Here is a 23424-nt window from a genome sequence, read left to right as displayed (position 1 = left end):
CTTCGACCTGTGCCGCGCCCACCAATATTGGTCGGGACCACTGGCATGACCTGCGACGCCTCGGCTTCGGCGGGGGCGCGCCGGCCGCCACTAGAGTGTTCCCCGTACAGGGGTGCATGTGCCCGCCGGGCGGATGCGCCCGCACCTCACCGCACCTCGGGAACCGTCATTCGCGACCTCGCCGCGCGCCTGCGCGCTCTGCCACCCTCCTGCGGACCCGTCCGTCTGATCGGCGTCGACGGGCACGCCGGCTCCGGGAAGACCACCTTCGCCGGACGGCTGGCCGCGGCACTGGGCGACGCGCCCGTGCTGCACCTCGACGACATCGCGACGCACGAGGAACTGTTCGGCTGGACCAAGCGGCTGCTGCGCCAGGTGGTCGAGCCGCTGAGCCGGGGCGAAACGGCGCGCTACGCCCCGTACGACTGGACCGCCCGCGCCTTCGGTACGGTCCGCGAACTGCCGCCCGCGCCCGTGATCCTGCTGGAGGGGGTCGGCGCCGGGCGCCGGGCACTGCGCCCCTGTCTCGCACGGCTGCTGTGGATGGAACTGGCGCGCGACGAGGCCTGGACACGAGGGCGGCGACGGGACGGCGAGGGGCAGAACGCGTTCTGGGCCCGGTGGGTCGCCGCCGAGCGTCAGCATTTCGTCGAGGATCCCTCAAGGCCCTTCGCCGATCTTCTGGTGCGGCAGTGTTCTGAGGGATACGAGGTGTTTTCGGGACCCACTGAGACCGCTGGACCAGACCAGCTCATCACTCACAGTGACGGATCATCCGCAATGTGCTGAACTTGTGAAGACCCTTGCGAGGGAAGTTCCCTCAGTGCCTCAACTCGGCTTGACCCGGGGGCCGTACAGGACTTACGTTCTGAATGTGCGGTCTTTCGAAGCCGCCCGCAGTCGCGAAGCCCCCGGTTGTTCCCCCGTGATCGGGGGCTTCGTTCTGCCCACACCCTCTCTTTTCGGGCGCTCCGCGCCGCGATTCGCTCACCCTCGGTCACCGAGTCGAGTGCGCCCCATCTGCTCCCACCTCGTGCAACGGGGTGTGCGGCACCCTTCGGCACGCCCATGAACCGCAGGTACGATGCCTCTCGGTGCGACCTTCGGACGGCTGCTCTGCGCACCGGTGCAACTCCCGTCCGCGGCACAGGGGTTCGACCAAAGCTGCCGACGGGCACCGGCCCGTTCGGAGAACCATCGGGGGCACGGTTTGTGGGGGACGTGATGGACTTCGGCATGCAGGGCCCGGAGGCCCCGGCCGACCTCGCCTGGATGCGAGGTGTGGACGCCTACACCATGGGCGCCTATCCGCAGGCGGAGGAGGAGTTCCGCACCGCGGTCCGGATGGACCCGGGCATGGCGGACGGCTGGCTCGGACTGCACGCGCTGCGGGTGGACACGACGACCGCGCTGCTGCGGATGTTCCGGCACCGGGACCGCTTCGGTGAGCAGCGCTCGCGGCACCGGCGCACGCTCAACTCCTGGTACTGGCTGGGCTGGTGGGTGCAGCCGGTGCTGGAGAGCCCGCGCGATCTGCTGCTCGCGCACGCCTCGCACTGGCTGGACGGCCGCCATGTGCCCGAGCTGGACCGGGCGCTCGCGGGGCTGCCGCCGGTCGACGCCGATCATCAGGTGCGGTTTCTGCACGCCTGCCGGGCCTATCTGGTCAAGGACTGGGAACAGCTGGTCCGGCACACGGACCCGCTCATCGACGACCCCATGCTGGGCATAGAGGCCGGCCTCTTCGGCGGCATGGCCCGGGTCCGCCTGGAGATGTTCGGCCAGGCGGAGCCGCTCCTGTCCTCCGCGCTGATGCGCTGCCGCAGCGAGCAGCCCCAGCGCAAGGAGCTGCGGTACTGGCTCGCGCGGGCCCACGAGGGCACCGGGCGGTCGGCCGCCGCGCTGCCCCTGTACCGGGCGGTGCACCGGGTCGACCCGGCCTTCATGGACACCTCGGCCCGGTTGGCCGCGATCTCCGAGGGCGACGGGTACGACGATGCCGCCGCCGACCTCGCGGCGATCACCCTTGCCGGGGTCGGGCAGGACGTCATGGACGGCCCCGACGGGATCGATCCCCTCTTCGGCGCCGAGGGCCGCGACCTGAAACTCTCGGAACCCGATCCTCTCCCGCCGGGTGCGTTGCCGCCTGAGACCGACGTGGTGCGCGAGAAGGCCGTGGTGCCGGTGCGGCCGCTGCCGGCCGGGCCGACCGACCCCGCCTTACTTGACGAAGCGCTCGCCGAACTGGAGCGCATGGTCGGGCTGGAGCCGGTGAAGCGCCAGGTCAAGGCGTTGTCGGCGCAGCTGAACATGGCGCGGCTGCGGGCCGGACAGGGCCTGCCCGTCCAGCCGCCGAAGCGCCATTTCGTCTTCTCCGGCCCCTCGGGCACCGGCAAGACCACCGTCGCCCGCATTCTCGGACGGGTCTTCTACGCGCTCGGTCTGCTCGGCGGTGACCACCTCGTGGAGGCACAGCGTGCGGACCTCGTGGGCGAGTACCTGGGCCAGACCGCCGTCAAGGCCAACGAACTGATCGACTCGGCGATCGGCGGGGTCCTCTTCGTGGACGAGGCGTACGCGCTGTCGAACTCGGGCTACGGCAAGGGGGACGCGTACGGGGACGAGGCGCTGCAGGTGCTGTTGAAGCGGGCCGAGGACAACCGCGACCACCTCGTCGTCATCCTCGCCGGCTACCCGGAGGGCATGGACCGCCTCCTGGCCGCCAACCCCGGCCTCTCCTCCCGCTTCACCACCCGAGTCGACTTCCCCTCCTACCGGCCCCTGGAACTCACCTCCATCGGCGAGGTGCTCGCCGCCGAGAACGGTGACATCTGGGACGAGGAGGCGCTCGACGAGCTGCGCTCCATCGCCGGGCATGTGGTCGATCAGGGCTGGATCGACGAACTCGGCAACGGCCGGTTCCTGCGGACCCTGTACGAGAAGAGCTGCGCGTACCGGGACCTCCGTCTCTCCGGATATCCGAACACGCCCTCCCGCGACGACTTGTCGACACTCCGGCTGCCGGACCTTATGCAGGCGTACGGGGAGGTGTTGTCGGGCCGGGGCCCGCAGGACCCGTCAGCGATGTAACCAACGTCCCTCGTCCTCAAACGCCGGACAGGCAGGACACCGGGGCCGGCCGGGGCGGGTGGGGCATCGGCCTTCGGCCTCGGCCTCGAACGCCGGATGCGCCGAGGTTCTCAGGCGCGGGGAACAGCGCGATCAGCCCCCGCCGGGCCGCAGCCGAACAACCAGGCGCGGGGCCCCGGTCCGGGGGCGTGGGGAGCTGCGCGAGCGGCTCCCCACGCGGTGGCGTCAGGTCGCCAGGGCCTGCTCCGGGGTCTCGCTGAGGCGGGGTTCCGTGAGCGGCGTGGCCACAGCGGCAGCGCCCGCGTCCCGATGGGCCGGGTCGCGTACCTCGCCCACCAGGAGCTCCAGGACGTCCTCCAGCGCGACAAGACCCAGGACCTTCCCCGACGCGTCCGCGACCTGCGCGAGGTGCGTCGCGGCGCGGCGCATCACGGTCAGGGCGTCGTCCAGCGGGAGTTCCGAGCTCAGGGTGGTCATGTGCCGCCACAGGTGCTGGGGAACCGCTCGTTCGGACTCCTCCAGGTCGAGTACGTCCTTCACATGCAGATAGCCCATGAAGGCGCCGTTCTCCGCGACCACCGGGAACCGGGAGTACCCGGTGCGGGCGGTGAGCGCGACGACCTGGCCTGGAGTGACGGAGGGGCCGACGGTGACCAGGAATTCGTGGTCCAGGAGGACGTCGGTGACCGGGCGGGAGCCCAGTTCCAGGGCGTCTTCGAGGCGTTCCTGCTCCTCGGGGTCCAGCAGGCCCGCCTGCCCGGAGTCCTCGACGAGCCGGTTGAGCTGCTCGCTCGTGAAGACCGCCTCGACCTCGTCCTTGGGTTCGACCCGGAAGAGCTTGAGGATGAGGCGGGCGCAGGCGCCCAGGGCGACGGTGACGGGACGGCACAGGCGTGCGAAGGCCACCAGGCCGGGGCTCAGCCACAGCGCCGTCTTCTCGGGCGCGGCCATCGCCAGGTTCTTCGGAACCATCTCGCCGATGACGAGGTGGAAGAAGACGACGAGGGCGAGCGCGATGACGTATCCGAGGGGGTGGATCACCCCTTCGGGGAGGTGCACCGCCTCGAAGACGGGCTCCAGCAGATGCGCCACCGTCGGTTCGGCCACCGCGCCGAGCGTCAGCGAACAGACGGTGATGCCGAACTGGGCCGCCGCCATCATCTGCGGCAGCCGCTCCAGGCCGTACAGGACCTGACGGGCCCGCGCGGACCCGAGGGGTTCGATCTGACTGCGCCGCACGGAGACGAGCGCGAACTCGGCGCCGACGAAGAACCCGTTGGCGAGCACCAGCAACACGGCGAACAGGAGTTGGAGCACGCTCATCGGACGGCCTCCGGCGCGGCAACCGCGTCGGCGGTCCTGACCAGTCGGACCCGTTCGGCCCGGTAGTGCCCGACCTGGCGTACCGACAGACGCCAGCCGGGCAGTTCGGCCTTGTCGCCGGGGGCCGGGATCCGGCCGAGCAGATCGGCGACGAGGCCCGCGACGGTCTCGTACGGGCCCTCGGGCACGTCGAGGCCTATGCGCTGCAGGACGTCGACCCGGCAGCTGCCGTCCGCGTCCCAGGCGGGCCGCCCGTCCTCGGGCGGCACGGCGGCGAGCTCCGGCAGGTCCTTGGCGTCGTGCTCGTCGCGGACCTCGCCCACGAGTTCCTCGACGATGTCTTCCAGGGTGACCACGCCCGCCGTACCGCCGTACTCGTCGACGACGACGGCGATCGGCTGCTGCTTGCGCAGCTGTTCGAGCAGGGGCTGCACGGGCAGCGTCTCCGGGACGAGCAGCGGGGCCTGGGCGATCCGGCCGACGGGGGTGCGCAGCCGGTCCTGGGAGGGGATCGCCAGGGCGTCCTTGAGGTGCGCCATGCCGACGATCTCGTCGATCCGCTCCCGGTAGACGGGGAAGCGGGAGAGGCCGGTGGCGCGGGTGAGGTTGACGACATCCTCGGCCGTGGCGGAGGACTGGAGGGCGCTGACCCGTACCCGCGGGGTCATGACGTGCTGCGCGGTCAGGTCTGCGAGCGAGATGGTCCGTACGAAGAGATCCGCGGTGTCCTGCTCCAGGGTGCCGGCCTGGGCCGAGTGCCGGGCCAGGGAGACGAGCTCGCCGGGGGTGCGGGCGGAGGCCAGCTCCTCGGCGGGTTCGACGCCCAGGGCCCGTACGAGCCGGTTGGCGACCGTGTTGAGCGCGGCGATCACCGGCCGGAAGAGGCGGGAGAAGACGTGCTGCGGGCCCGCGACGAAGCGGGCGACCTGAAGCGGCTTGGAGACCGCCCAGTTCTTGGGCACGAGTTCGCCGATCACCATCTGCACGGCCGCGGCGAGCAGCATGCCGACCACCACGGCGACACCGGACACGGCGCCCTCGGGCAGTCCGAGCGCGGTGAAGGGTCCGTGCAGCAGTTCGGCGAGCGCGGGTTCGGCGAGCATGCCGACGACGAGCGAGGTGATGGTGATGCCGAGCTGGGTGCCGGAGAGCTGGAAGGACAGCTCCTTGAGCGATTCGACGACCGTACCGGCCCGTCGGTCGCCTTCGGCCGCCGCCTTCTCGGCGTCGGGCCGCTCGACCGTGACGAGGCCGAACTCGGCCGCCACGAAGAAGCCGTTGGCGAGAATCAGCAAGAACGCCGCCCCAAGGAGCAGCAGGGGGATGGTCATGATGCCGCCGCCTCGATATGTCGGGAGGGGGCGGCGCAGGTACTACAGGACGATCCGTCCATCGCTGGAGGGAGTCACTCCTCGGGTAGCAGGGGGCCTCTGAGTCACCACGTGGAACATCAGCGGCGGAGGCGCAACGAAAACGCCTCCGCCAACAGATTAATCAAGACATGGGCCCGGACGGCAGGGTGGAAGGCCGAGAGTCAGCCGTGATGTTGCTCCGGGTCGCCGATGGAGCGGGCCTCGGCGAGCGCGCGCAGGGCGCGGGCGTCCTCGATCGCGTGCTGTCTGGCGATGCCCGGCTGGATGCCGAGCGCGGGCAGGCTGGTGCCGTCGCTGAGGTTGAGGAACACCCAGGGGTCGCCGGGACGCAGGTTGACCTGAAGGATCTCCGCCCAGTCCAGGTGTCGCCTGCTGGTGATGTTGACCACTGTGACGCCGGTCTCGTCGGCGACGACCTTGGGCCGCGAGAGCATCAGCAGGACACCGAAGAGCAGCGCGCCGATGAAGATGAAGCTGAGCTTCTCCCCCGGGCTGAGCTGTTCGAGGAGCATCGCGACCGTCGCTATGACGACGAATATCGCGACGCCCGCGGTGAGCAGCACGGCCCGGGTGCGGGACGGCCGGAACGTGACGGGGAGCGTGGGAAGGTCGGACATGGCTTAGGTCGGAGTCCTCAGAGACGGCAGGCGTGGATGGCCGTGGTCAGGATGGCCCGCGCGCCGAGCGCGTACAGGTCGTCCATGATCTGCTGGGCCTCCTTGGCGGGCACCATGGCACGGACGGCGACCCAGCCCTCGTTGTGCAGCGGGGAGATGGTCGGCGACTCCAGGCCCGGCGTGAGGGCGACGGCCTTCTCCAGGTGCTCGGCGCGGCAGTCGTAGTCCATCATCACGTACGTCCGTGCGACCAGGACGCCCTGGAGGCGGCGCAGGAACTGCTGCACCTTGGGCTCGGCGTCCTCGGAGGTGTCGGCCCCGACGCGGCGGATGACGACGGCCTCGGACTTCATGATCGGGTCACCGAAGACCTCGAGGCCCGCGTTGCGCATCGAGGTGCCGGTCTCCACGACGTCCGCGATGACCTCGGCGACACCGAGTTCGATCGCGGTCTCGACGGCGCCGTCGAGGTGGACGACGGAGGCGTCGATGCCGCTGTCGGCGAGGTGCTTGGCGACGATGCCCTCGTACGAGGTGGCGACCGTCATGCCGCCGAGGTCCTCGATGCCCTTGGCGGTACCGGGCTTGGTGGCGAAGCGGAACGTCGAGCGGGCGAAGCCGAGCGGGAGGATCTCCTCCGCGCTGGCGCCCGAGTCGATGAGCAGGTCACGGCCGGTGATGCCGATGTCGAGGCGGCCGGAGGAGACGTAGATCGCGATGTCACGGGGGCGGAGGTAGAAGAACTCGACCTCGTTGCCCGGGTCGACGATGCGCAGTTCCTTGGACTCCCGGCGCTGCTGGTAGCCGGCCTCATGCAGCATCTCCGCCGCAGGGCCTGACAGGGAACCCTTGTTGGGGACGGCGATGCGCAGCATGAGGTCGGCTTCCTTCGTTGATGCGTACGAAACGTACGGGATGGCGGGGTTTACGGCTCAGAGGTGGGCGTACACGTCGTCGAGGGAGATCCCGCGCGCCACCATCATCACCTGAACGTGGTAGAGGAGCTGCGAGATCTCCTCGGCGGCGGCGTCCTTGCCCTCGTACTCGGCGGCCATCCAGACCTCGGCGGCCTCTTCGACGACCTTCTTGCCGATGGCATGGACACCCTTGCCGACCAGTTCGGCGGTGCGCGAAGTGGCGGGATCGCCGGTGGCGGCCTTGTGCTGGAGCTCGGTGAAGAGCTCCTCGAACGTCTTCTTGGACATGATGCTGCCCACCCTACGCGCTACCGCCCCTGCCTCAGTGCCAGGGTTCGGATACTGAGCGCAGTGTGGCCGCGGTCGCCACGGCGGCCGTCACCGCCTCGTGCCCCTTGTCCTCGTTGGAGCCCTCGATGCCCGCGCGGTCGAGGGCCTGCTCCTCGGTGTCGCAGGTCAGCACGCCGAAGCCGATGGGGACGCCGGTGTCGATGGAGACCTGGGTGAGGCCCTGGGTGACGCCCTGGCACACGTATTCGAAATGCGGGGTACCGCCGCGGATGACGACGCCGAGCGCGACGATCGCGTCGTAGCCGCGGCCCGCGAGGACCTTGGCGGCGACCGGCAGCTCGAAGCTGCCGGGGACCCTGAGCAGGGTCGGCTCGTCGATCCCGAGCTCGTGCAGGGCGCGCAGCGCGCCGTTGACGAGGCCGTCCATCACCTTTTCGTGCCACTGTGCCGCGATGACCGCGACGCGCAGGTCGCCGCAGTTGCGTACGGACAGTTCAGGTGCACCCTTGCCGCTCACGTCTCTCCTCAGTGCTTTCTTGTTACTGGTTGCCGCAGGCGGACACGGTGGCCGTGTCGAGCCAGGGCAGGTCGTGACCCATCCGGTCCCGCTTGGTGCGCAGGTAGCGGAGGTTGTGCTCGCCCGCCTGTACGGGCATCGGCTCACGGCGCGTGACCTTGAGGCCGTGCCGGACGAGCGCGTCGGTCTTGTCGGGGTTGTTGGTCAGCAGGCGCAGGCTGTGGACGCCGAGGTCCTGAAGGATCTGCGCGCTCGCGCCGTAGTCCCGGGCGTCGGCGGGCAGGCCGAGTTCCAGGTTGGCGTCGAGGGTGTCGCGGCCGCGCTCCTGGAGCTCGTAGGCGCGCAGCTTGGACAGCAGGCCGATGCCGCGCCCCTCGTGCCCCCGCAGGTAGACCACGACGCCCCGGCCCTCGGCCTGGATGCGTTCCATGGAGGTCTGGAGCTGGGGGCCGCAGTCGCAGCGCAGCGAGTGGAAGATGTCGCCGGTCAGGCATTCGGAGTGGACACGGACGACGACGTCCTCGCCGTCGCCGATCTCGCCGTGCACCAGGGCGACGTGCTCGACGCCGTCGACGGTGGAGCGATAGCCGTATGCCGTGAACTCCCCGAAAGCGGTGGGAAGTTGCGTCTTGGCCTCGCGGCGGACCGTGGGCTCCGCGGTCCGGCGGTAGGCGATCAGGTCCTCGATGGAGATGATCGTCAGGCCGTGTTTGCGGGCGAACGGGATCAGTTCGGGCAGACGGAGCATGCGTCCGTCCTCCCCGGCGATCTCGACGATCGCGCCGGCCGGACGCAGGCCCGCGAGCCGGGCGAGGTCGACGGCGGCCTCGGTGTGGCCGTTGCGGACGAGGACACCGCCGGGCTTGGCGCGCAGCGGGAAGATGTGACCGGGGCGCACGAAGTCGCCCGCCTCGGCCTCGCCGCCGGCCAGCAGCCGCAGTGTGGTGGCGCGGTCGGCCGCGGAGATGCCGGTGGACACGCCGTGGGCGGCGGAGGCGTCCACCGAGACGGTGAACGCGGTCTTCATCGACTCGGTGTTGTTCTCGACCATTTGGGGGAGCTGGAGGCGGTCGAGTTCGTCGCCCTCCATGGGTGCGCAGATCAGCCCGCGGCACTCGCTCATCATGAAGGCGATGATCTCGGGGGTCGCCTTCTCGGCGGCGATGACGAGGTCGCCCTCGTTCTCCCGGTCCTCGTCGTCGACGACCACGATCGGCCGGCCCGCCGCGATGTCGGCGATGGCCCGCTCGACCGGGTCGAGCGCGAAGTCCGAAGTGTCTTCATCGTGGCCCGTGCTGTACCAAACGGGTGCCGTGGTCATGCGGGGGCTCCTTCCAGGACGGGCTGCCCGGCCTTGCGGGAGCGCAGCCACCAGTCGCGCATGCCCGACAGGACGAGCGCGCCGTAGACGACGTAGACGAAACCGGAGAAGGCGTAGCCGTTGGCGAAGTTGAGCGGGACGCCCACCACGTCGACCAGCAGCCAGGCGAACCAGAACTCGACCATGCCGCGGGCCTGCGCGTACATGGCGACGATCGTGCCGACGAAGATGTACGCGTCCGGCCAGGGGTCCCAGGACAGGGTCGGGTACGCGTGGAACAGACCGCTGACCGCGAGAGTGCCGACGGCGGCGGCGCCCACCATGTAGGCGCGTTCGCGCCAGGTGGCGAACCGTACGGAGATGTGGCCGCCCTGGCCCTCCGCCTTGCCGCGGTTCCACTGCCACCAGCCCCACACGGCGACGACGATGACCACGACCTGCTTGCCGGCGCTGCCGGAGAGATGGCCGCTGGCGAAGGCCGCGAAGAGGACGACACCGGACAGGAGTTGCACGGGCCAGCTCCATATGGAGCGCAGCCAGCCGAGTGCGAGGCCGATCAGACCGATGATGTTGCCGATCATGTCCGACCACTTGATGTGCTGTCCGAGGAGCGTGAACGCCTCGGAGTTCAGCCAGTTCACCGACCGCTCCCCTGGGTGTCGGGCAGCGCGACCGGCTGCTCGCCACGGGCGCCGAGCAGTCGCTCGACGTACTTGGCGATGACGTCCACCTCGAGGTTGACCGGGTCGCCGGCCTGCTTGTGGCCGAGCGTGGTCAGGTCGAGGGTGGTGGGGATGAGGCTGACGGTGAAGAAGTCAGGGCCCGCGTCGACCACCGTGAGGCTGATGCCGTCGACGGTGATGGAGCCCTTCTCGACCACGTAGCGGGAGAGGTCCGCGGGGAGGGAGATCTTCACGATCTCCCAGTTCTCGGACGGCTTGCGCTCGATGACCGTGCCCGTGCCGTCGACGTGGCCCTGGACGATGTGGCCGCCGAGGCGCTCGCCCACGGCCATCGGGCGTTCCAGGTTGACGCGGGAGCCGACGCTCAGGGCGCCGAGGCTGGAGCGGTCCAGGGTTTCGGCCATGACGTCAGCGGTGAATTCGTCGCCTTCGTGTTCGACGACCGTGAGACAGACGCCGTTCACGGCGATGGAGTCGCCGTGCTGTGCGCCCTGCGTGACGACGGGGCCACGCAGACGGAAACGGGAGGCGTCGTCGAGAATTTCGACGGCGGTGACCTCACCCAGCTCTTCGACGATTCCGGTGAACACTTCCCGGGTCCTCCTGCCTCATGGGGCACGGACTCCGGGGCCTGTCGATGACGACAGAATGAGCGGACTGCGACACCGGGAGCGAGCCGCATGGGGCGACACGTCCCGAAGGACGCGCCGAAACAAACGGCAGCGCGCACGAATGCCCGCCCGCCGCGCACTGCCTCCCATCCGGACTTTAACCGTCGGTCCAGGAATTTCACCTGGTCAACCGGCCGCTGGAAGCGACCGGGTCGCGGACTATAACCGCCGGTTCGGACTTTCACCGACCCCGGAGTGCGCTGCTTCTGGTACAGCATCAGTGTGCCACGTCTGATCCACGTCCATGCGGGCGAACCTCTGTGGGGTGCCTCACAGGTCGTCCGAATGGACTTCTCCGGCGAATCGCGGGAGGTCAACTCCCGCGAGACTCCTCACGCTTGACGCGATCGCCCCTTGGTCCGTACCCATTGACCACCCTGGTCTAGTCCACTTAAGGTCCATGATCAATGGTTTGTCGAAGCCGAGGTGTCGCACTCGCCCCTTGAGCGACCCGGCGGCGGTGACGGAGGCCCTTGCCCCGCCGCCGGGTCTCCCCATCCGGGGCGCGCGCATCGAATCACCGGGAGCGCGGCGCGAAGAGGTCGTCCTGGGCTGATTCCCGGGACGTCAGGAGGGCTCCGCGGAGCACCGCGCCGCCGCCCAGCGCGCTCGCGCGCACCTCGACCGGGAGCGGGGACATCCGGGCGAGTCGCTCGCCGACCCGTGTGGCCAGTACCTCCCCGCCCGCCTGCCCCACCTCACCGCCGAGCACCACGCACCCGGGGTCGAGAACGGCCACGACGGACGCCGCGCCGATGGCGAGGCGGTCGGCGAGGGCGGAGAGGAAGCGGTCGGCTCCGGAGGAGGCCGAAGGAGAAGGAGAGCGAGAGGAAGAAGCGGCAGGGGGAGGGGCGGGTGAGGGAAGGGTCGCCACCGCTTGCCTCACCAGCGCCGCCGCCTCCGGTTCGCCGGGCCCCACCGCTGTCGCCACCAACCCGCAGCCGGCCGCGAGTTCCGCGATCGCGGCGGACCCCGCCAGGGAGTGGAACCCGCCCTCGCAGTCCGTCGCCGAGGGCAGCGTCGACGTGCCCGGCACCGGCAGGAAGCCGATCTCGCCCGTGCCGCCGGACGCACCACGACGGAGTCTGCCGTCGAGGACGACGGCCGCACCGGTGCCGTGGCCGAGCCAGAGCAGGACGAACGTGTCGCGGTCGCGGGCGGCACCGTCACGCTGCTCCGCGAGGGCGGCGAGGTTCGTCTCGTTCTCGACGATCACGCGGGCGGGCAGCCGTTCCTGGAGGGCGGCGACCAGGCGGCGGTGCCACTCGGGCAGGCCGGAGGAGTCACGGAGTTCGCCGGTCGCGGGGTCGATGAGGCCGGGGGCTCCGACGCCGACCGTGTGCAGGCGCTCCGCCCCGGCCTCCTTGGCCGCGCGTTCGACCAGCGTGACCGCCTGCTCGACGGCGGGCCCGGTGCCGGTGTCGTCCGCGATCGGCACCGACGCCCGGGCCAGTTCCCTGCCGAGGAGGTCGGCGACGACGACCGAGACGCCCTCGGTGCGGACGTCGAGGGCGGCGAGATGGGCCCGGTCGGCGACGATCCCGTACAGACGGGCGTTGGGGCCGCGGCGCTGCTCCCCGGACTCACCCACCACCTCGATCAGTCCGGCGGCGGCGAGGCGTTCGACGAGGTCGGCGACGGTGGGCCGGGACAGTCCGGTGAGCTGCTTCAACTGCCCTGCCGTCAGGGCGCCTTCCTGCTGGAGCAGACGCAGGGCGAGGCGGTCGTTGATGGCCCGGGCGGTGCTCGGTGATGCGGGCATGCCGGGATCCTCCCAGATCGGTCGCGCGGTCGGCGGCCAGTAAATCACCTATCTATCAGGCAGGGTTCCTGATAGTTTACGGCGGCAGCGCGGGAAGCGGAGCCTGGAGGGGCGGGAAAGATGGGTTACATGGTCTACGACCTGCGTGAGGTGAAGCGGGCGCGGTACGCCGTGGCCGCCGTCTTCGCGGTGCACGGAGCGGTGACGGGCTCGTTCGCGACCCGCGTCCCCTGGATCCAGGACCACGCGTCCGTCAGCACCGGCCAGCTCGGACTGGCCCTCGCGTTCCCGGCGATCGGGGCCTCCGTCGCGATGCCGCTGGCGGGCCGGATCAGCCACCGCTTCGGCGCCCGTACCGCGCTGCGCGGACTGCTGTCCCTGTGGACGCTGTCGCTGATCCTCCCGTCCCTCGCGCCGAACATCTACACGCTGTGCCCGGCCCTCTTCGTCTACGGCGCCTCGGCGGGCGTGGCGGACGTGGCGATGAACGCGCTCGGCGTCGAGATCGAGAGCCGCCTCGGCAGGTCGATCATGTCGGGGCTGCACGGCATGTGGAGCGCGGGCGCCCTGGTCGGCTCGGCGGGTGGCACCCTCGCCGCGCACCTCGGCTCGGACGCGCGCCTGCACCACGCGCTGGCGGCCGGGGTCCTGACGGTCCTGGGCCTCACCGTCTGCCGATGGGTCCTCGACCTGCGACCGACCGAGGACGAGGCCCCGCCGCCACGCTTCGCGCTGCCGCCCAAGTCCGCCCTGCTCATCGGCGCGGTCGGCTTCTGTGCGGTGTTCGCGGAGGGCGCCAGTCTGGACTGGTCTGCGGTCTATCTCAAGGACGAGCTGGGCAGCTCGGCCGGTCTGGCGGCCGCGTCGACGACCGGATTCATGCTGACCATGGCGGTGGCCCGGATCGTGGGCGACGCGGTGGTGAACCGGTTCGGCGCGGTACGCACGGTACGGGCCGGCGGCGGTCTCGCCGTGCTCGGCGGGCTGCTCGTCGTCGTCGCGAACCACCCCGCCCTGGCGATGAGCGGCTTCGCCCTGATGGGTCTCGGTATCGCGGTCGTCGTCCCGCTCTGCTTCGCTGCGGCGGGGCACAGCGGCCCCAACCCCAGTCAGGCCATCGCGGGCGTCGCCACCATCACGTACACCTCCGGCCTGGTCGCACCGAGCGCGATCGGCACGCTGGCGCAGGCGACGAGCCTGGTGGTGTCGTTCGGGCTGGTCACGGTGCTGGCGTGCGGCCTTGCCGCGTTCGCGGGGGTGCTGCGCGCGGGCGAGCGCGACCGGCCCAAGGTCAGTCCCGTGAACGCAGCAGTTCCCGACCCACGGCCCTGAAGCGGTCGCTCCAGGGCGTGGGGCGCAGCGTCGCGGCGTCGAGCCGGACGAGGACCCGCGTCCCGTGCGCGTATGTGAGCGTGCCGTCGGCCGAGCAGAAGCGGAAGCCGTACGTCAGTCCGGTGTTCCCCAGGCGCTCCAGCCAGAGGTGGACGGCGTACCCGCCGGGGCGGTTGACCGGGGCCTCGTAGCTGATCCGCAGTTCCTTGACCGCGTTGCAGAAGTCGCCCGCCGCCTCCCAGTCGCCCTCGTAGGCCAGGAAGCCCTGGTCGCTCCAGAGGGCCGTCCAGGCGCGTTCGACCATGACCGGGTAGCGGGCGTTGTGGAGCAGGCCGAGTGCGTCCAGGTCGTCGAAGTGGACGGTGACGGGGAGGAGCCGCCCGTAGGAGAGGGCGGGGGCGGCGGGGGCTTCGGCGGTCACGGGCGGGGCTCCTGAGGGTGCCGGTGGGGACGGTGGGGACACCCCCATCCTAAGCGGCCGCTCAGGAGCCCCTGATCAGGGTGTTCGTACGCCCTCCCGTCAGCCGGCGATCGAGTCCAGCTGTTCGGCGGCGGGCCGCAGTGTCCACAGGTCGCCGCCGGGCGGTGTCTCCAGCTTCGGCACCGCGGCCCGGGCCGCCCGGTCCCCCGCGTCGGCCGCCGCGTGCACGATGTCGCTCGCCGCGTAGCGGTGGAACTCCAGCTCCGGGTAGGGCCACGGCGCGGCGCCCGTCGCGGCGGGCAGCAGATAGTCGACCGCCTTGGCCAGGGTCTGGCCGTCCGGCCCCGTGTACCGCCACAGGTCCACGCCGACGTGCCGGCCGATGGCCGCGAGGCGGGTGTAGGCGACGAGGTCGAAGGTCGAGTAGTGCCAGCTGCGGGTGCGGGTGAGCTCCTGGGGCTGGCTGCCGTCGGCGGCGACCTGCGGGTCGATCCGCTTGGACTCCGCGCCGAGGACGGTCCGGCGGGCGAGGTCCTCGTCGCCGGTCGCGTACGCCAGGGCGGTGAGCTGCATGTCGTAGAAGGTGCCGTGGTTGTTCTCGGCGGCGGCCTCCTGGCCGCCGAAGGCGCTGTTCGCCAGCCAGTCGCGGAAGTCGGTGTTCCAGGCGCGCATGGCGGTGCGGTCGCTCTTCGACCAGCCGGGGGCGCCCGTCTCCAGGATCGCGATCGCGTCCAGGACGCTGGTGTAGGACTGCGAGAAGTCGATGATGCCGATGGCCCGGCCGTCGTACTTGCAGGGGATGAACTGCCCGTGGTCGAGGTTCGGGTTCATCCGGGTGGCCGGGGCGAGGAACCAGGTGCGCAGGACGGTGGCGGCCTTCTCGGCGTACTGCTTCCTGCCGGTGTAGTACCAGGCGAGCGCGAGGTCGTACGTCGAGTCGAAGACCTTCTCCACGTCCTGGCGGTCGGTGCCCGTGTCGACCTCGGGGTTGCGCTGGCCGTCGCGCTGGACGTACGGGCAGCCCCAGGGGTTGTCGGCGGTCTTCGGCTGGGAGGGCCACCAGTACGGGGCCTGGCTCAGGTAGTCGTGGACGTCGCCGCCGGGGGCGGGCTTGGGCTTGTCGACGACCGTCCAGGGGCCCTGAGCCAGCCAGTTGTCGGCGCGGGCCGTCAAGTCCTCGAGCGTGCGCTTCAGCTGGGGATCTCCGCGGTCGAGGCGGAGTCGGGTCTGCTGGAGCCGGGTGCCGTCGAGGACGGCGGTCCGGGGGGCCTTCGGCGCCGCGTGGGCCGAGGCGGCGGGGACGACGACCGCCGCGAAGGTGGCCATGGCGGCGAGGAGGACAGCCAGACGGGGTCGCGCACTCATCAAGCCTCCGATCAGAAACGTGAACGTAGTTCATGAGTAAGACCGTGCGAGCGTAGAACCGCCAGGTACCCGTGACAATGGTCCGGACAAAGTTTCACGTACGAAGAAAGCGAAACTCACCATGGACCTCGGTGTGCGCTGGAAACTGCACGGCGACGGGCGGACGCCCGCGCCCGGAGCGGTTGTCCGCCCCGATGAACGCCTCACGTGGCCGCGCACGATCGGGCTCGGCGCCCAGCACGTGGTGGCGATGTTCGGGGCGTCGTTCGTGGCACCCGTGCTCATGGGTCTGAACCCGAATCTCGCGATCATGATGTCCGGCTTCGCGACGGTCATCTTCCTGCTCGCCACCCGCGGCCGGGTGCCCAGCTACCTCGGCTGTTCGCTCTCCTTCGTGGGCGTCGCGGCGGTGATCCGCGCACAGGGCGGCACCAGCGCCACGGTCACCGGCGCGGTGTTCGTCGTCGGCGTCGCGCTGTTCCTGGTGGGCCTGGCCGTGCAGCGGTTCGGGGCGCGGATCATCCATGCCGCGATGCCACCGATCGTCACGGGCGCGGTCGTCATGCTGATCGGCTTCAACCTGGCGCCGGTGACGGCGTCCACGTACTGGCCGCAGGACCAGTGGACGGCCCTGCTCACCATGGTGCTCACCAGTCTGGCCCTCGTCTGCCTGCGCGGTTTCTGGTCACGGATCGCGATCTTCCTGGGCCTGGTCTTCGGGTACGGGATCTCCTGGGTCTTCGACCGGATCTTCGGAAAGATCCACTCGGTGGACGCGAGCGGCAAGCTCACCGACCACTGGCGGCTGAACCTCTCCGGCGTCGGCAAGGCGGACTGGATCGGGCTGCCGTCCTTCCACGGCCCGTCCTTCCAGTGGTCGGCGATCCTCGTCGCGCTTCCGGTGGTGATCGCGCTGGTCGCCGAGAACGCCGGGCACGTCAAGGCCGTCGGCGAGATGACCGGCGATCCGCTGGACGACAAGCTGGGCACCGCGATCTCCGCGGACGGCGTCGCCTCGATGCTCTCCACGGCGGTCGGCGGCCCGCCCAACACCACGTACTCCGAGAACATCGGCGTGATGGCCGCGACCCGCGTCTACTCCACGGCCGCCTACTGGGCCGCCGCGGGCTTCGCCCTCCTCTTCGGCCTCTGCCCCAAGTTCGGCGCGATCGTCGCCGCGATCCCGGGCGGCGTCCTCGGCGGCATCACCGTCATCCTGTACGGCATGATCGGCCTGCTCGGCGCCCAGATCTGGCTCAACGCCCGGGTCGACCTGCGCAATCCGCTGAACCTGGTGCCGGCCGCCGCGGGCATCATCATCGGCATCGGCGGCGTCTCCCTGAAGTTCACGGACACCTTCTCGCTCAGCGGTATCGCGCTCGGCACGCTCGTCGTGATCATCGGATACCACGCGCTGCGGTCGATGGCCCCGGCCCACCTGAAGACCGGGGGGCCGCTGCTGGACTCCGGCACATCCTCGTACGACGAACCGGACGATCAGCGCGCCAGCTCATAGGCGTACTCCGCCGAGAAGGTCCCCGGCGTGCCCTTGCACCCGTCCGACTCCCCCGGCAGCTTCACCCACAGATAGGCGTCGATCCCGGCCTCCCCGGTGTTCAGGGTCGGCGCCCGGCCGATCTTCCGGCCTGCCGGATCGCACCACTCCCCGTCGGCCGGGGCGCCGTTGCCGTTGCGGCTGGTGTCGATGACGGCGCCCATGCTCTCGGGGCCGCCCAGCGCGGACAGCACCTGCCGGGCGTACGCGATCTCCTCGCTCGTACGGTGGAAGTTGGACACGTTGGTGAAGACGCCGTCGGAGGAGGCGGCCGAGGCGGCGCCCGCCTGCGCGAGGAGCGCGGCCTGCTCGGCGGCCGGGTTCCAGGCGGAGTGGCCGGCGTCGTAGTAGACGCGGGCCCGGGGGTCGGCGGCCTTGAGGACGCGGCCGGCGCGGGCCAGCGCGGCGAAGCGGGCGGTCCGGTCGGTCGCGGGGAGGCAGCCGGCCTGGGCGACCGAGTCGGGCTCCAGGATGACGATGACCTCGTCGTCGCCGAGGCCCGCCGCGAAGTCGTCGATCCAGCGGCCGTACGCGGCGAGGTCGGGCGCGCCGCCCTGCGAGGCCCCGCCGCAGTCGCGCTGCGGGATGGCGTACGGCACGACGACCGGCACGCGGCCCTCGGCGGCGGCGCCCGCGGTCACCGCCCTGACCCGCGCGGTGATGGTGGCGGGCGTGAAGTCGGCGAACCAGACGGCGGCCGGGCGGTCGGCGATCCGGGACTCGATGACCGCACGCCGGTGGTCGCCGGGGTGGGACGCGACCCAGTCCAGGACCTGGGAGTCGGGGTGGCTGTAGAGCAGGGCGGGAGCGGCCACGGTCTGCGGCGCGCTCCCGCTCGGGGAGGGCGTCGGGCTCGGCTTCGGGGACGGGGACTGCGACGACGGGGACGGCGCGGCGAAGGTCCCGGTCGGGGAGGGAGTCGGGACGGCGGGCCCCGGCCGGAGGGCGGGCGAGCGGGTCACCAGCGGTTTGGCGTCGTCGGAGGGGCGCTCGCGGTCGAGGGCGGACATCGTCCCCGTCACCGCGCCGACCGCCACGACCACCGAGGCCGCCGCGGCCATGGCGGCGCGCCGGGCCGCCCGCCTGCGCTCGGCTCTGCGTGCGGCCAGGCGCTGCGCACGTAAGCCTGACACGTACGGCTCCCCCCCCGGTTCCCACCACGTTTCCGCCACTCCCGGCCACATCCGCTCCTCCCGACACGGGCGTTTTCCCTCGTTCTGGGGATGCGCCCGGCAAGGCGGCAACTCCAGTCAGCCTAGGACTGGGAACCTGCGCCCATGACGCAGTTGGAACAGTTCACCACCCCCGTGGACGCCATCGCCTCCCGGATGCGCGCCCTGGCGGCGAGCCTGCCGGAGCGGGACGGAATCGCGGTCTTCAACCGCGTCTACCTCACCGTCACGGAGGAGGTCGAACGGCGCCTGGACGCGGGGGAATTCCCGGACGGCGAGGCCGCGGTCACGCTGGATGTACGTTTCGCCGAGCGCTATCTGCGCGTGGCCGAGGAGGGGCCCCCGCCCGCCTGCTGGCGCCCGCTGTTCCAGTTCCGGCGCCATCCCGGAGTACGCCCGCTGCAGTTCGCGCTCGCGGGCATCAATGCGCACATCGGACACGATCTGGCGCTCGCCGTCGTGGACACCTGTCGTACGCTCCGCTGCGAACCAGCCGATCTGGAGGACGAGTTCGAGCGCGTGGGTGACCTCCTCGTCTCGCTGGAGGAGCGCGTCCGCGAAGATCTGATGCCGGGCCCCGACCTCCTCCAGATCGCCGATCCGCTCACCCATCTGCTCGGTTCGTGGAGTCTGGACAGGGCCCGCGACGCGGCCTGGTCGGCGGCGCGGGCCCTGTGGGCGCTGCGCGGACTCCCCGACCTCGCCGAGGAGTTCGCCGACCGTCTCGGCGCCGCGGTCGGTCTGGCCGGCCGGATGCTGCTCACGCCCCTGGGGGACTGATCCGGCCATATCGCCGCGTACAGCCTGGAACACACCCTCGTACGCGATACGTTCACGATTCAAGTGCCTGATGCGAAGGAGCACAAACATGGCTGCTCGGCTGGGTCTGAGTCTTCCTCAAACACGCCAGTACGACATCGGTCGTGACGTCCCGGACGTGGCGCGCACGGCTGAGGAGATCGGCTACGAGAGCCTGTGGGTGTTCGAGCGCGCGCTGTTCCCGGACCCCGCCACCCAGGGGCTGTACGGCGTCCCGAACCTGCCCTGGCCCGACTCGTACCGCGGCGTCGCCGAGCCGCTGGTGACCCTGACGCTGGCCGCGGCGGCCACGCAGCGGGCGCGGCTCGGCACCAGCGTCCTGGTCGCCCCGCTGCACGGCCCCTTCCAGCTGGCCAGGGCGCTGGGCACACTGGACGCGGCGAGCGGCGGCCGGGTCGTGGCGGGCCTCGGTACCGGCTGGTCGCTCGACGAGTACGCCGCGGCGGGTGTGGCGCCGTTCGAGGAGCGGGGCCGGGTCCTGGACGAGGTCCTCGACGTGTGCCGCGCGGTGTGGGGCCCGGACCCGGTGTCGTACGAGGGCCGACTGACCAGGATCGAGTCGGCCGTGGTCGCCCCGAAGCCGGCCCGGCCGATCCCGATCCTGCTGCCCGCCTTCAGCAAGAAGGCGCTGACCCGGCTCGTGGACCGTGGCGACGGCTGGCAGCCCGTGGCCCAGGGAGGCGCCGACCAGCTCGCCGCCCAGTGGCGGCAGGTGCAGGACTTCGCGGCCGAGCGCGGGCGCACCGAGCCGATCCAGACGGTGGCGCGGATCAACGCCCGCTACTCCGCCAAGGCCTACGACGGCGCGGACCGCCAGCCCTTCCAGGGCAACGTCGACCAGATCGTGTCGGACCTGGTGCCGTACGCCGGGATCGGCCTCGACGAGTACTTCGTCGACCTCCAGGACAGCCCGCGGGACGCCGAGGAGCTCAAGGACCTGGCCGCCGAGGTGTACGCGGCGGCGCGGGCGGCCGGAATCTGACCGGCCGCCCCACGAAGGCCGACTCGGATCAGTCCTCGGGCAGTTCCACCGGCGCGATCTCGTCGTAGACGTCGCCGGGCCCGGGGTTGGTCGGGTCGGTCGCCCCGCCCAGCTGGTGCATGACGCCCCAGACCGCGTTCAGCGCGGTCTGCACGGCGCCCTCGGCCCAGCCGGCCGTCCAGGAGATGTCGTCGCCGGCGAGGAAGATGCCCCGCTTGTCCTCGGGCAGCGCGTCCTGCATGAAGTGCGTGAACAGGCGGCGCTGGTAGCGGTAGTGGCCGGGCAGGTTGGCCTTGAACGCGCCCATGAAGTAGGGCTCGTTCTCCCAGGACACGGTCACCGGGTTGCCGATGATGTGCTTCCTGATGTCGACCTTCGGGTAGATCTCGCCGAGCGACTTCAGCATGACCTCCATCCGCTCGTTCGCGGACAGCGGCAGCCACTTCAGGCTGTCGTCGCACCACGTGTACGAGAGGCAGATGACGGCGGGCTTGTCCGGGCCCTCGTCGAGGAGGTAGGTGCCGCGGGTCATGCGGTCGGTGAGCGTCATCGACATGACGTCCCGGCCCGTCTGCTCGTCCTTGTCCAGCCAGAACGGCCGGTCGACGGGCACGAAGAGCTTGGAGCTCTCCATGTAGTGGGTCCGCTCCATCGCCGTCCAGTGGTCGATCGGGAAGAGCGAGTCGTCACAGGCGATCTTGGAGAGCAGCATCCAGGACTGGGCGGTGAAGATCGCCGCCTTGAAGGTACGGATGTCACCGTTCGCGTCCGTCACCGTGATCCGGTTGCCCGCGGTGCGGTGCAGCCGGGTCACGGCCGGGCGCGGGGTGCCGTCGTGCAGCTTCGCGAGTGAGGTGCCGTAGGCCCAGTGCACGATCTTCTGCGGCTCGCGCTCCCACAGGCGCAGCGGCAGCTGCTGGGAGCCGCCGACGATGCCGCGGTGGTGGTCGTCGGCCTCGGTGTAGACGACGCGCAGGATCTCGAGGATCGAGTTCGGGAAGTCGGTGTCCCAGCCGCCGGTGCCGAAGCCGACCTGGCCGAAGATCTCGCGGTGCCGGAAGGACTTGAAGGAGTCCGAGTCGCAGAGGAAGCCGTAGAAGGTCTGGTTGTCGAGTTTCTCGACGAGCTTCGCCCAGATCTCGCGGATGCGCGGCACATCGCGCTCGCGCATGGCCTGGTTCATGTCGGAGAAGTCGGCGCCCTCTTCGAGGCAGGCGTTCCAGGCGTTCATCACGTCGCGGTAGACCTGCGGCAGGTCGTCGACGGTGGTCGCGTAGTGCGACTCGCCCTTGAGGTCGACGACCGTCGAGGGCGTGGACTCCGCGAGGGGGTTGGGGAACGGCCGGGTCTCCAGACCCACCAGGTCGATGTAGTGCTGGAGGGCGGTGGAGGAGGGCGGGAAGCGCATGGCGCCCATCTCGGCGGTGAGCGACGGGTCGCACCCCTCGAAGCCCACGGTCCGCAGGCGACCACCGATCTCGTCGGCCTCGTAGACGACGGGCTTGAGGCCCATCTTCATCAGCTCGTAGGCGGCCACGATGCCGGACAGGCCGCCGCCGATGACCGCGACCTCGGTGCCGTGCTCGGTCGCGGGTATCTGGCCGAGGCCCGCCGGGTGGGCGAGGAAGTCGTCGTACGCGTACGGGAAGTCCGGGCCGAACATGGTGATCGGCGGCTGCTGCGCGTCGGCGTGCTGGACGGCGGTGGGCACCGTGGACGTCATGGGGTACGGACTCCTTGCGGGAAAGCTGGTGAGGGGAGGCGCCGGGGGGAGCGGCCGGATGTCAGACGAGCGACCCGTAGAGGCCGGGGCGGCGGTCCTTCAGATACGGGTTCGCCTCGCGCGAGGCCGCGAGGAAGTCGGGGTCGGCGTCGGCGAGGACGAGTTCCTCACCGCGTCCGGCCCGGGTGCGGGCGATCCCGTCGGGACCGGCCAGCGTGGACAGTCCGACGAACTCGAACTCGCCTTCCGGGCCGACCCGGTTGACGTACGCGACGTACATCTGGTTCTCGAAGGCGCGCACCGGGACGACGGACTCGGCGACGAACTGGAAGGGGTGCATCTGCGCGGTCGGCACGACGAGGAGGTCGGTGCCGGCGAGGGCGTGCGCCCGGACGTTCTCCGGGAACTCGACGTCGTAGCAGATCATGAGGCCGACGCGGAGGCCGTTCAGCTCCGCCTGGACGACGGGCTGCTCGCCGGGTGTGAAGTGGTCGCGCTCGAAGCAGCCGAAGAGGTGGGTCTTGCGGTAGTTCGCGAGGCGGGTGCCGTCGGCGGAGATGAGCTGCGCGGAGTTGTAGACCGTCGCGCCCTCGCGCTCGGGGTAGCCGTAGACGACGGCGACGCCGTGGCGGGTGGCGATCTCGGCGATCGCGTCCGCGCAGGCACCGTCGGCGGGCTCGGCGAGGCGGGCGATGTCGTCGCCGATCGCGTACCCGGTGAGGAACATCTCCGGCGCCGCCACGAGCCCGGCACCGGCAGCGGCGGCGCGGCCCGCGGCCTCGTCGAGGACCTTCAGGTTCTCGACGACCGAGCCGGGGCGGCCGGAGCTCTGGAGCAGGGCTGTGCGCATGCGTGGTCCTCACGGGTACGGAGGGGTATCGGGGGCTGTCTAGACGGTACGGGCGGGGGGCTCGGCGGGACAAGGAGGACCCGTTGCGCGCCGGTGGACGAATCGTTGCGTGCGCCCGGCCTCCGGCGGTGATTCGTTGCGCGCCCTCGGGCAGCGCCCGAAACCCCCTGAGGCGCAGGTCACAGCCGCCGTGACGAGCCGTCGCGAGCTCGCTGCGCCGAACCGTCAACCGGCCGCACGGCCCGCGTCCGGTACTCACAGCGCGCGCAGTCGCTCCACGATCTCGCGCAGCAGCTCAGGGTCGGCCGCCGGGCCGCCCTGCTCCGGCCGCCGCGGCGCGTCGATGCGTACGAGCCCGGCCTCGGCCAGATCGCCGAGCAGCACGCGTACGACGGTCAGGGGCAGGTCGGCGTCGGCGGCGAGCTCGACGACCGGCCGGGATCCGTGGCGCACCAGGGCCAGCAGCGCCGCGCCGGCGTGGTCGACACCCGGCCGGCCCTCGTCCGTCCGCAGGGCGGTGACCCGCGACATCAGATCGATCGTGTGCCGGTCCGAGGGCCGGGTCCGGCCCCGCGTCACGGTGTAGGGCCGCACCATCGACCCGGTCTCGTCCTCGTACCAGTGGTCGTCGGTCACGGCC

The 23424-nt window shown here is 71.0% G+C and carries 22 protein-coding genes and 1 riboswitch; of the genes, 6 read left to right on the top strand and 16 right to left on the bottom strand.

What is annotated here, in order from left to right; translation table 11 throughout:
• Positions 1-45: 45 nt before the first annotated feature.
• Positions 46-789: a uridine kinase gene (locus ACIQTP_RS09785; protein WP_403397981.1), complete on the top strand. Its 744-nt coding sequence runs from the start codon at positions 46-48 to the stop codon at positions 787-789.
• Between the two features lie 435 nt (positions 790-1224).
• The gene (locus tag ACIQTP_RS09780) at positions 1225-3090 is read left to right on the top strand and encodes an AAA family ATPase (RefSeq protein WP_403397978.1); all 1866 of its coding nucleotides are present in this window, start codon (positions 1225-1227) and stop codon (positions 3088-3090) included.
• A gap of 225 nt (positions 3091-3315) precedes the next feature.
• Here ACIQTP_RS09780 and ACIQTP_RS09775 read toward each other — a convergent pair whose 3' ends face one another.
• The 10 genes from ACIQTP_RS09775 to ACIQTP_RS09730 all read right to left on the bottom strand — a co-directional run bounded on the left by ACIQTP_RS09775 (position 3316) and on the right by ACIQTP_RS09730 (position 12565).
• Entirely contained in the window at positions 3316-4413 is a 1098-nt protein-coding gene (locus ACIQTP_RS09775; protein WP_403397975.1) for a hemolysin family protein, read from the bottom strand.
• The gene (locus ACIQTP_RS09770; protein ID WP_402048042.1) at positions 4410-5744 is read right to left on the bottom strand and encodes a hemolysin family protein; all 1335 of its coding nucleotides are present in this window, start codon (positions 5742-5744) and stop codon (positions 4410-4412) included. The genes ACIQTP_RS09775 and ACIQTP_RS09770 overlap by 4 nt, the downstream gene beginning before the upstream one ends.
• 203 nt (positions 5745-5947) lie before the next feature.
• The gene (locus tag ACIQTP_RS09765; RefSeq protein ID WP_403397973.1) at positions 5948-6403 is read right to left on the bottom strand and encodes a PH domain-containing protein; all 456 of its coding nucleotides are present in this window, start codon (positions 6401-6403) and stop codon (positions 5948-5950) included.
• 17 nt (positions 6404-6420) lie between these two features.
• Positions 6421-7278 carry an ATP phosphoribosyltransferase gene (hisG, locus tag ACIQTP_RS09760; RefSeq protein WP_403397970.1) on the bottom strand — a complete coding sequence of 286 codons (858 nt, stop codon included), beginning with the start codon at positions 7276-7278 and terminating at the stop codon, positions 6421-6423.
• Positions 7279-7335: 57 nt separating this feature from the next.
• Entirely contained in the window at positions 7336-7608 is a 273-nt protein-coding gene (locus ACIQTP_RS09755) for a phosphoribosyl-ATP diphosphatase (protein WP_015661856.1), read from the bottom strand.
• Positions 7609-7642: 34 nt separating this feature from the next.
• The gene (gene ribH / locus ACIQTP_RS09750) at positions 7643-8128 is read right to left on the bottom strand and encodes a 6,7-dimethyl-8-ribityllumazine synthase (protein WP_402048032.1); all 486 of its coding nucleotides are present in this window, start codon (positions 8126-8128) and stop codon (positions 7643-7645) included.
• 22 nt (positions 8129-8150) lie between these two features.
• Positions 8151-9449: a bifunctional 3,4-dihydroxy-2-butanone-4-phosphate synthase/GTP cyclohydrolase II gene (locus tag ACIQTP_RS09745; protein WP_403397967.1), complete on the bottom strand. Its 1299-nt coding sequence runs from the start codon at positions 9447-9449 to the stop codon at positions 8151-8153.
• Complete coding sequence (gene pnuC, locus ACIQTP_RS09740; RefSeq protein ID WP_382240365.1) at positions 9446-10090, bottom strand: nicotinamide riboside transporter PnuC; 645 nt, start codon at positions 10088-10090, stop codon at positions 9446-9448. The genes ACIQTP_RS09745 and pnuC overlap by 4 nt, the downstream gene beginning before the upstream one ends.
• A complete protein-coding gene (locus ACIQTP_RS09735) occupies positions 10087-10722 on the bottom strand; it encodes a riboflavin synthase (RefSeq protein ID WP_403397963.1) in 636 nt (211 codons plus the stop codon). The genes pnuC and ACIQTP_RS09735 overlap by 4 nt, the downstream gene beginning before the upstream one ends.
• Positions 10723-10875: 153 nt before the next feature.
• A riboswitch (FMN riboswitch) is annotated at positions 10876-11006 on the bottom strand.
• A 314-nt stretch (positions 11007-11320) separates the two neighbouring features.
• Entirely contained in the window at positions 11321-12565 is a 1245-nt protein-coding gene (locus tag ACIQTP_RS09730) for an ROK family transcriptional regulator (protein WP_403397960.1), read from the bottom strand.
• Between the two features lie 129 nt (positions 12566-12694).
• Between ACIQTP_RS09730 and ACIQTP_RS09725 the strand changes: the two genes are divergently transcribed.
• Positions 12695-13897 carry an MFS transporter gene (locus ACIQTP_RS09725; RefSeq protein WP_403397958.1) on the top strand — a complete coding sequence of 401 codons (1203 nt, stop codon included), beginning with the start codon at positions 12695-12697 and terminating at the stop codon, positions 13895-13897.
• Here ACIQTP_RS09725 and ACIQTP_RS09720 read toward each other — a convergent pair.
• Positions 13857-14318 carry an acyl-CoA thioesterase gene (locus tag ACIQTP_RS09720; protein ID WP_403397955.1) on the bottom strand — a complete coding sequence of 154 codons (462 nt, stop codon included), beginning with the start codon at positions 14316-14318 and terminating at the stop codon, positions 13857-13859. The genes ACIQTP_RS09725 and ACIQTP_RS09720 overlap by 41 nt on opposite strands.
• A gap of 99 nt (positions 14319-14417) precedes the next feature.
• Positions 14418-15683 (bottom strand): alginate lyase family protein, encoded by a 1266-nt coding sequence (locus tag ACIQTP_RS09715; protein ID WP_403397952.1) that lies wholly within the window; start codon positions 15681-15683, stop codon positions 14418-14420.
• Between the two features lie 121 nt (positions 15684-15804).
• Between ACIQTP_RS09715 and ACIQTP_RS09710 the strand changes: the two genes are divergently transcribed.
• A complete protein-coding gene (locus ACIQTP_RS09710) occupies positions 15805-17199 on the top strand; it encodes a uracil-xanthine permease family protein (RefSeq protein ID WP_403397950.1) in 1395 nt (464 codons plus the stop codon).
• Here the strand turns inward: ACIQTP_RS09710 and ACIQTP_RS09705 are convergent.
• On the bottom strand, positions 17181-18299 hold the full coding sequence (locus ACIQTP_RS09705; RefSeq protein WP_403398163.1) for a glycoside hydrolase family 6 protein: 1119 nt from the start codon (positions 18297-18299) through the stop codon (positions 17181-17183). The two genes, ACIQTP_RS09710 and ACIQTP_RS09705, sit on opposite strands and share 19 nt — an antisense overlap.
• A 216-nt stretch (positions 18300-18515) precedes the next feature.
• Here ACIQTP_RS09705 and ACIQTP_RS09700 point away from each other — a divergent pair, with 216 nt between their 5' ends.
• Together ACIQTP_RS09700 and ACIQTP_RS09695 are read left to right on the top strand one after the other, a co-directional pair.
• Positions 18516-19190 carry a DUF5995 family protein gene (locus tag ACIQTP_RS09700; RefSeq protein ID WP_403397948.1) on the top strand — a complete coding sequence of 225 codons (675 nt, stop codon included), beginning with the start codon at positions 18516-18518 and terminating at the stop codon, positions 19188-19190.
• Positions 19191-19278: 88 nt separating this feature from the next.
• Positions 19279-20211: an LLM class F420-dependent oxidoreductase gene (locus ACIQTP_RS09695; protein ID WP_403397945.1), complete on the top strand. Its 933-nt coding sequence runs from the start codon at positions 19279-19281 to the stop codon at positions 20209-20211.
• A 28-nt stretch (positions 20212-20239) separates the two neighbouring features.
• Here ACIQTP_RS09695 and ACIQTP_RS09690 read toward each other — a convergent pair whose 3' ends face one another.
• The 3 genes from ACIQTP_RS09690 to ACIQTP_RS09680 all read right to left on the bottom strand — a co-directional run bounded on the left by ACIQTP_RS09690 (position 20240) and on the right by ACIQTP_RS09680 (position 23420).
• Positions 20240-21934 carry a flavin monoamine oxidase family protein gene (locus tag ACIQTP_RS09690; protein WP_403397943.1) on the bottom strand — a complete coding sequence of 565 codons (1695 nt, stop codon included), beginning with the start codon at positions 21932-21934 and terminating at the stop codon, positions 20240-20242.
• A 61-nt stretch (positions 21935-21995) separates the two neighbouring features.
• Entirely contained in the window at positions 21996-22784 is a 789-nt protein-coding gene (locus ACIQTP_RS09685) for a carbon-nitrogen hydrolase family protein (protein ID WP_403397940.1), read from the bottom strand.
• A 255-nt stretch (positions 22785-23039) separates the two neighbouring features.
• Positions 23040-23420 (bottom strand): DUF742 domain-containing protein, encoded by a 381-nt coding sequence (locus tag ACIQTP_RS09680; RefSeq protein ID WP_403397938.1) that lies wholly within the window; start codon positions 23418-23420, stop codon positions 23040-23042.
• Positions 23421-23424 lie beyond the last annotated feature (4 nt).

Source organism: Streptomyces sp. NPDC090798, from assembly GCF_044768965.1.
Classification (GTDB): domain Bacteria; phylum Actinomycetota; class Actinomycetes; order Streptomycetales; family Streptomycetaceae; genus Streptomyces.
The sequence above is the reverse complement of the archived record's forward strand: the minus strand, read 5'-3'. Positions and strand labels throughout refer to the sequence as shown.

Excerpts from the sequence above, each read along its gene's own strand:
- ACIQTP_RS09730 (WP_403397960.1), bottom strand. The coding sequence starts at position 12,565 with ATGCCCGCATCACCGAGCACCGCCCGGGCCATCAACGACCGCCTCGCC.
- ACIQTP_RS09725 (WP_403397958.1), top strand. The coding sequence starts at position 12,695 with ATGGTCTACGACCTGCGTGAGGTGAAGCGGGCGCGGTACGCCGTGGCC.
- ACIQTP_RS09755 (WP_015661856.1), bottom strand. The coding sequence starts at position 7,608 with ATGTCCAAGAAGACGTTCGAGGAGCTCTTCACCGAGCTCCAGCACAAG.
- ACIQTP_RS09780 (WP_403397978.1), top strand. The coding sequence starts at position 1,225 with ATGGACTTCGGCATGCAGGGCCCGGAGGCCCCGGCCGACCTCGCCTGG.
- ACIQTP_RS09785 (WP_403397981.1), top strand. The coding sequence starts at position 46 with ATGACCTGCGACGCCTCGGCTTCGGCGGGGGCGCGCCGGCCGCCACTA.
- ACIQTP_RS09690 (WP_403397943.1), bottom strand. The coding sequence starts at position 21,934 with ATGACGTCCACGGTGCCCACCGCCGTCCAGCACGCCGACGCGCAGCAG.
- ACIQTP_RS09715 (WP_403397952.1), bottom strand. The coding sequence starts at position 15,683 with ATGAGTGCGCGACCCCGTCTGGCTGTCCTCCTCGCCGCCATGGCCACC.
- ACIQTP_RS09705 (WP_403398163.1), bottom strand. The coding sequence starts at position 18,299 with ATGGCCGCGGCGGCCTCGGTGGTCGTGGCGGTCGGCGCGGTGACGGGG.
- ACIQTP_RS09765 (WP_403397973.1), bottom strand. The coding sequence starts at position 6,403 with ATGTCCGACCTTCCCACGCTCCCCGTCACGTTCCGGCCGTCCCGCACC.
- ACIQTP_RS09770 (WP_402048042.1), bottom strand. The coding sequence starts at position 5,744 with ATGACCATCCCCCTGCTGCTCCTTGGGGCGGCGTTCTTGCTGATTCTC.
- ACIQTP_RS09775 (WP_403397975.1), bottom strand. The coding sequence starts at position 4,413 with ATGAGCGTGCTCCAACTCCTGTTCGCCGTGTTGCTGGTGCTCGCCAAC.
- ACIQTP_RS09695 (WP_403397945.1), top strand. The coding sequence starts at position 19,279 with ATGGCTGCTCGGCTGGGTCTGAGTCTTCCTCAAACACGCCAGTACGAC.
- ACIQTP_RS09700 (WP_403397948.1), top strand. The coding sequence starts at position 18,516 with ATGACGCAGTTGGAACAGTTCACCACCCCCGTGGACGCCATCGCCTCC.
- hisG (WP_403397970.1), bottom strand. The coding sequence starts at position 7,278 with ATGCTGCGCATCGCCGTCCCCAACAAGGGTTCCCTGTCAGGCCCTGCG.
- ACIQTP_RS09745 (WP_403397967.1), bottom strand. The coding sequence starts at position 9,449 with ATGACCACGGCACCCGTTTGGTACAGCACGGGCCACGATGAAGACACT.
- ACIQTP_RS09710 (WP_403397950.1), top strand. The coding sequence starts at position 15,805 with ATGGACCTCGGTGTGCGCTGGAAACTGCACGGCGACGGGCGGACGCCC.
- ACIQTP_RS09685 (WP_403397940.1), bottom strand. The coding sequence starts at position 22,784 with ATGCGCACAGCCCTGCTCCAGAGCTCCGGCCGCCCCGGCTCGGTCGTC.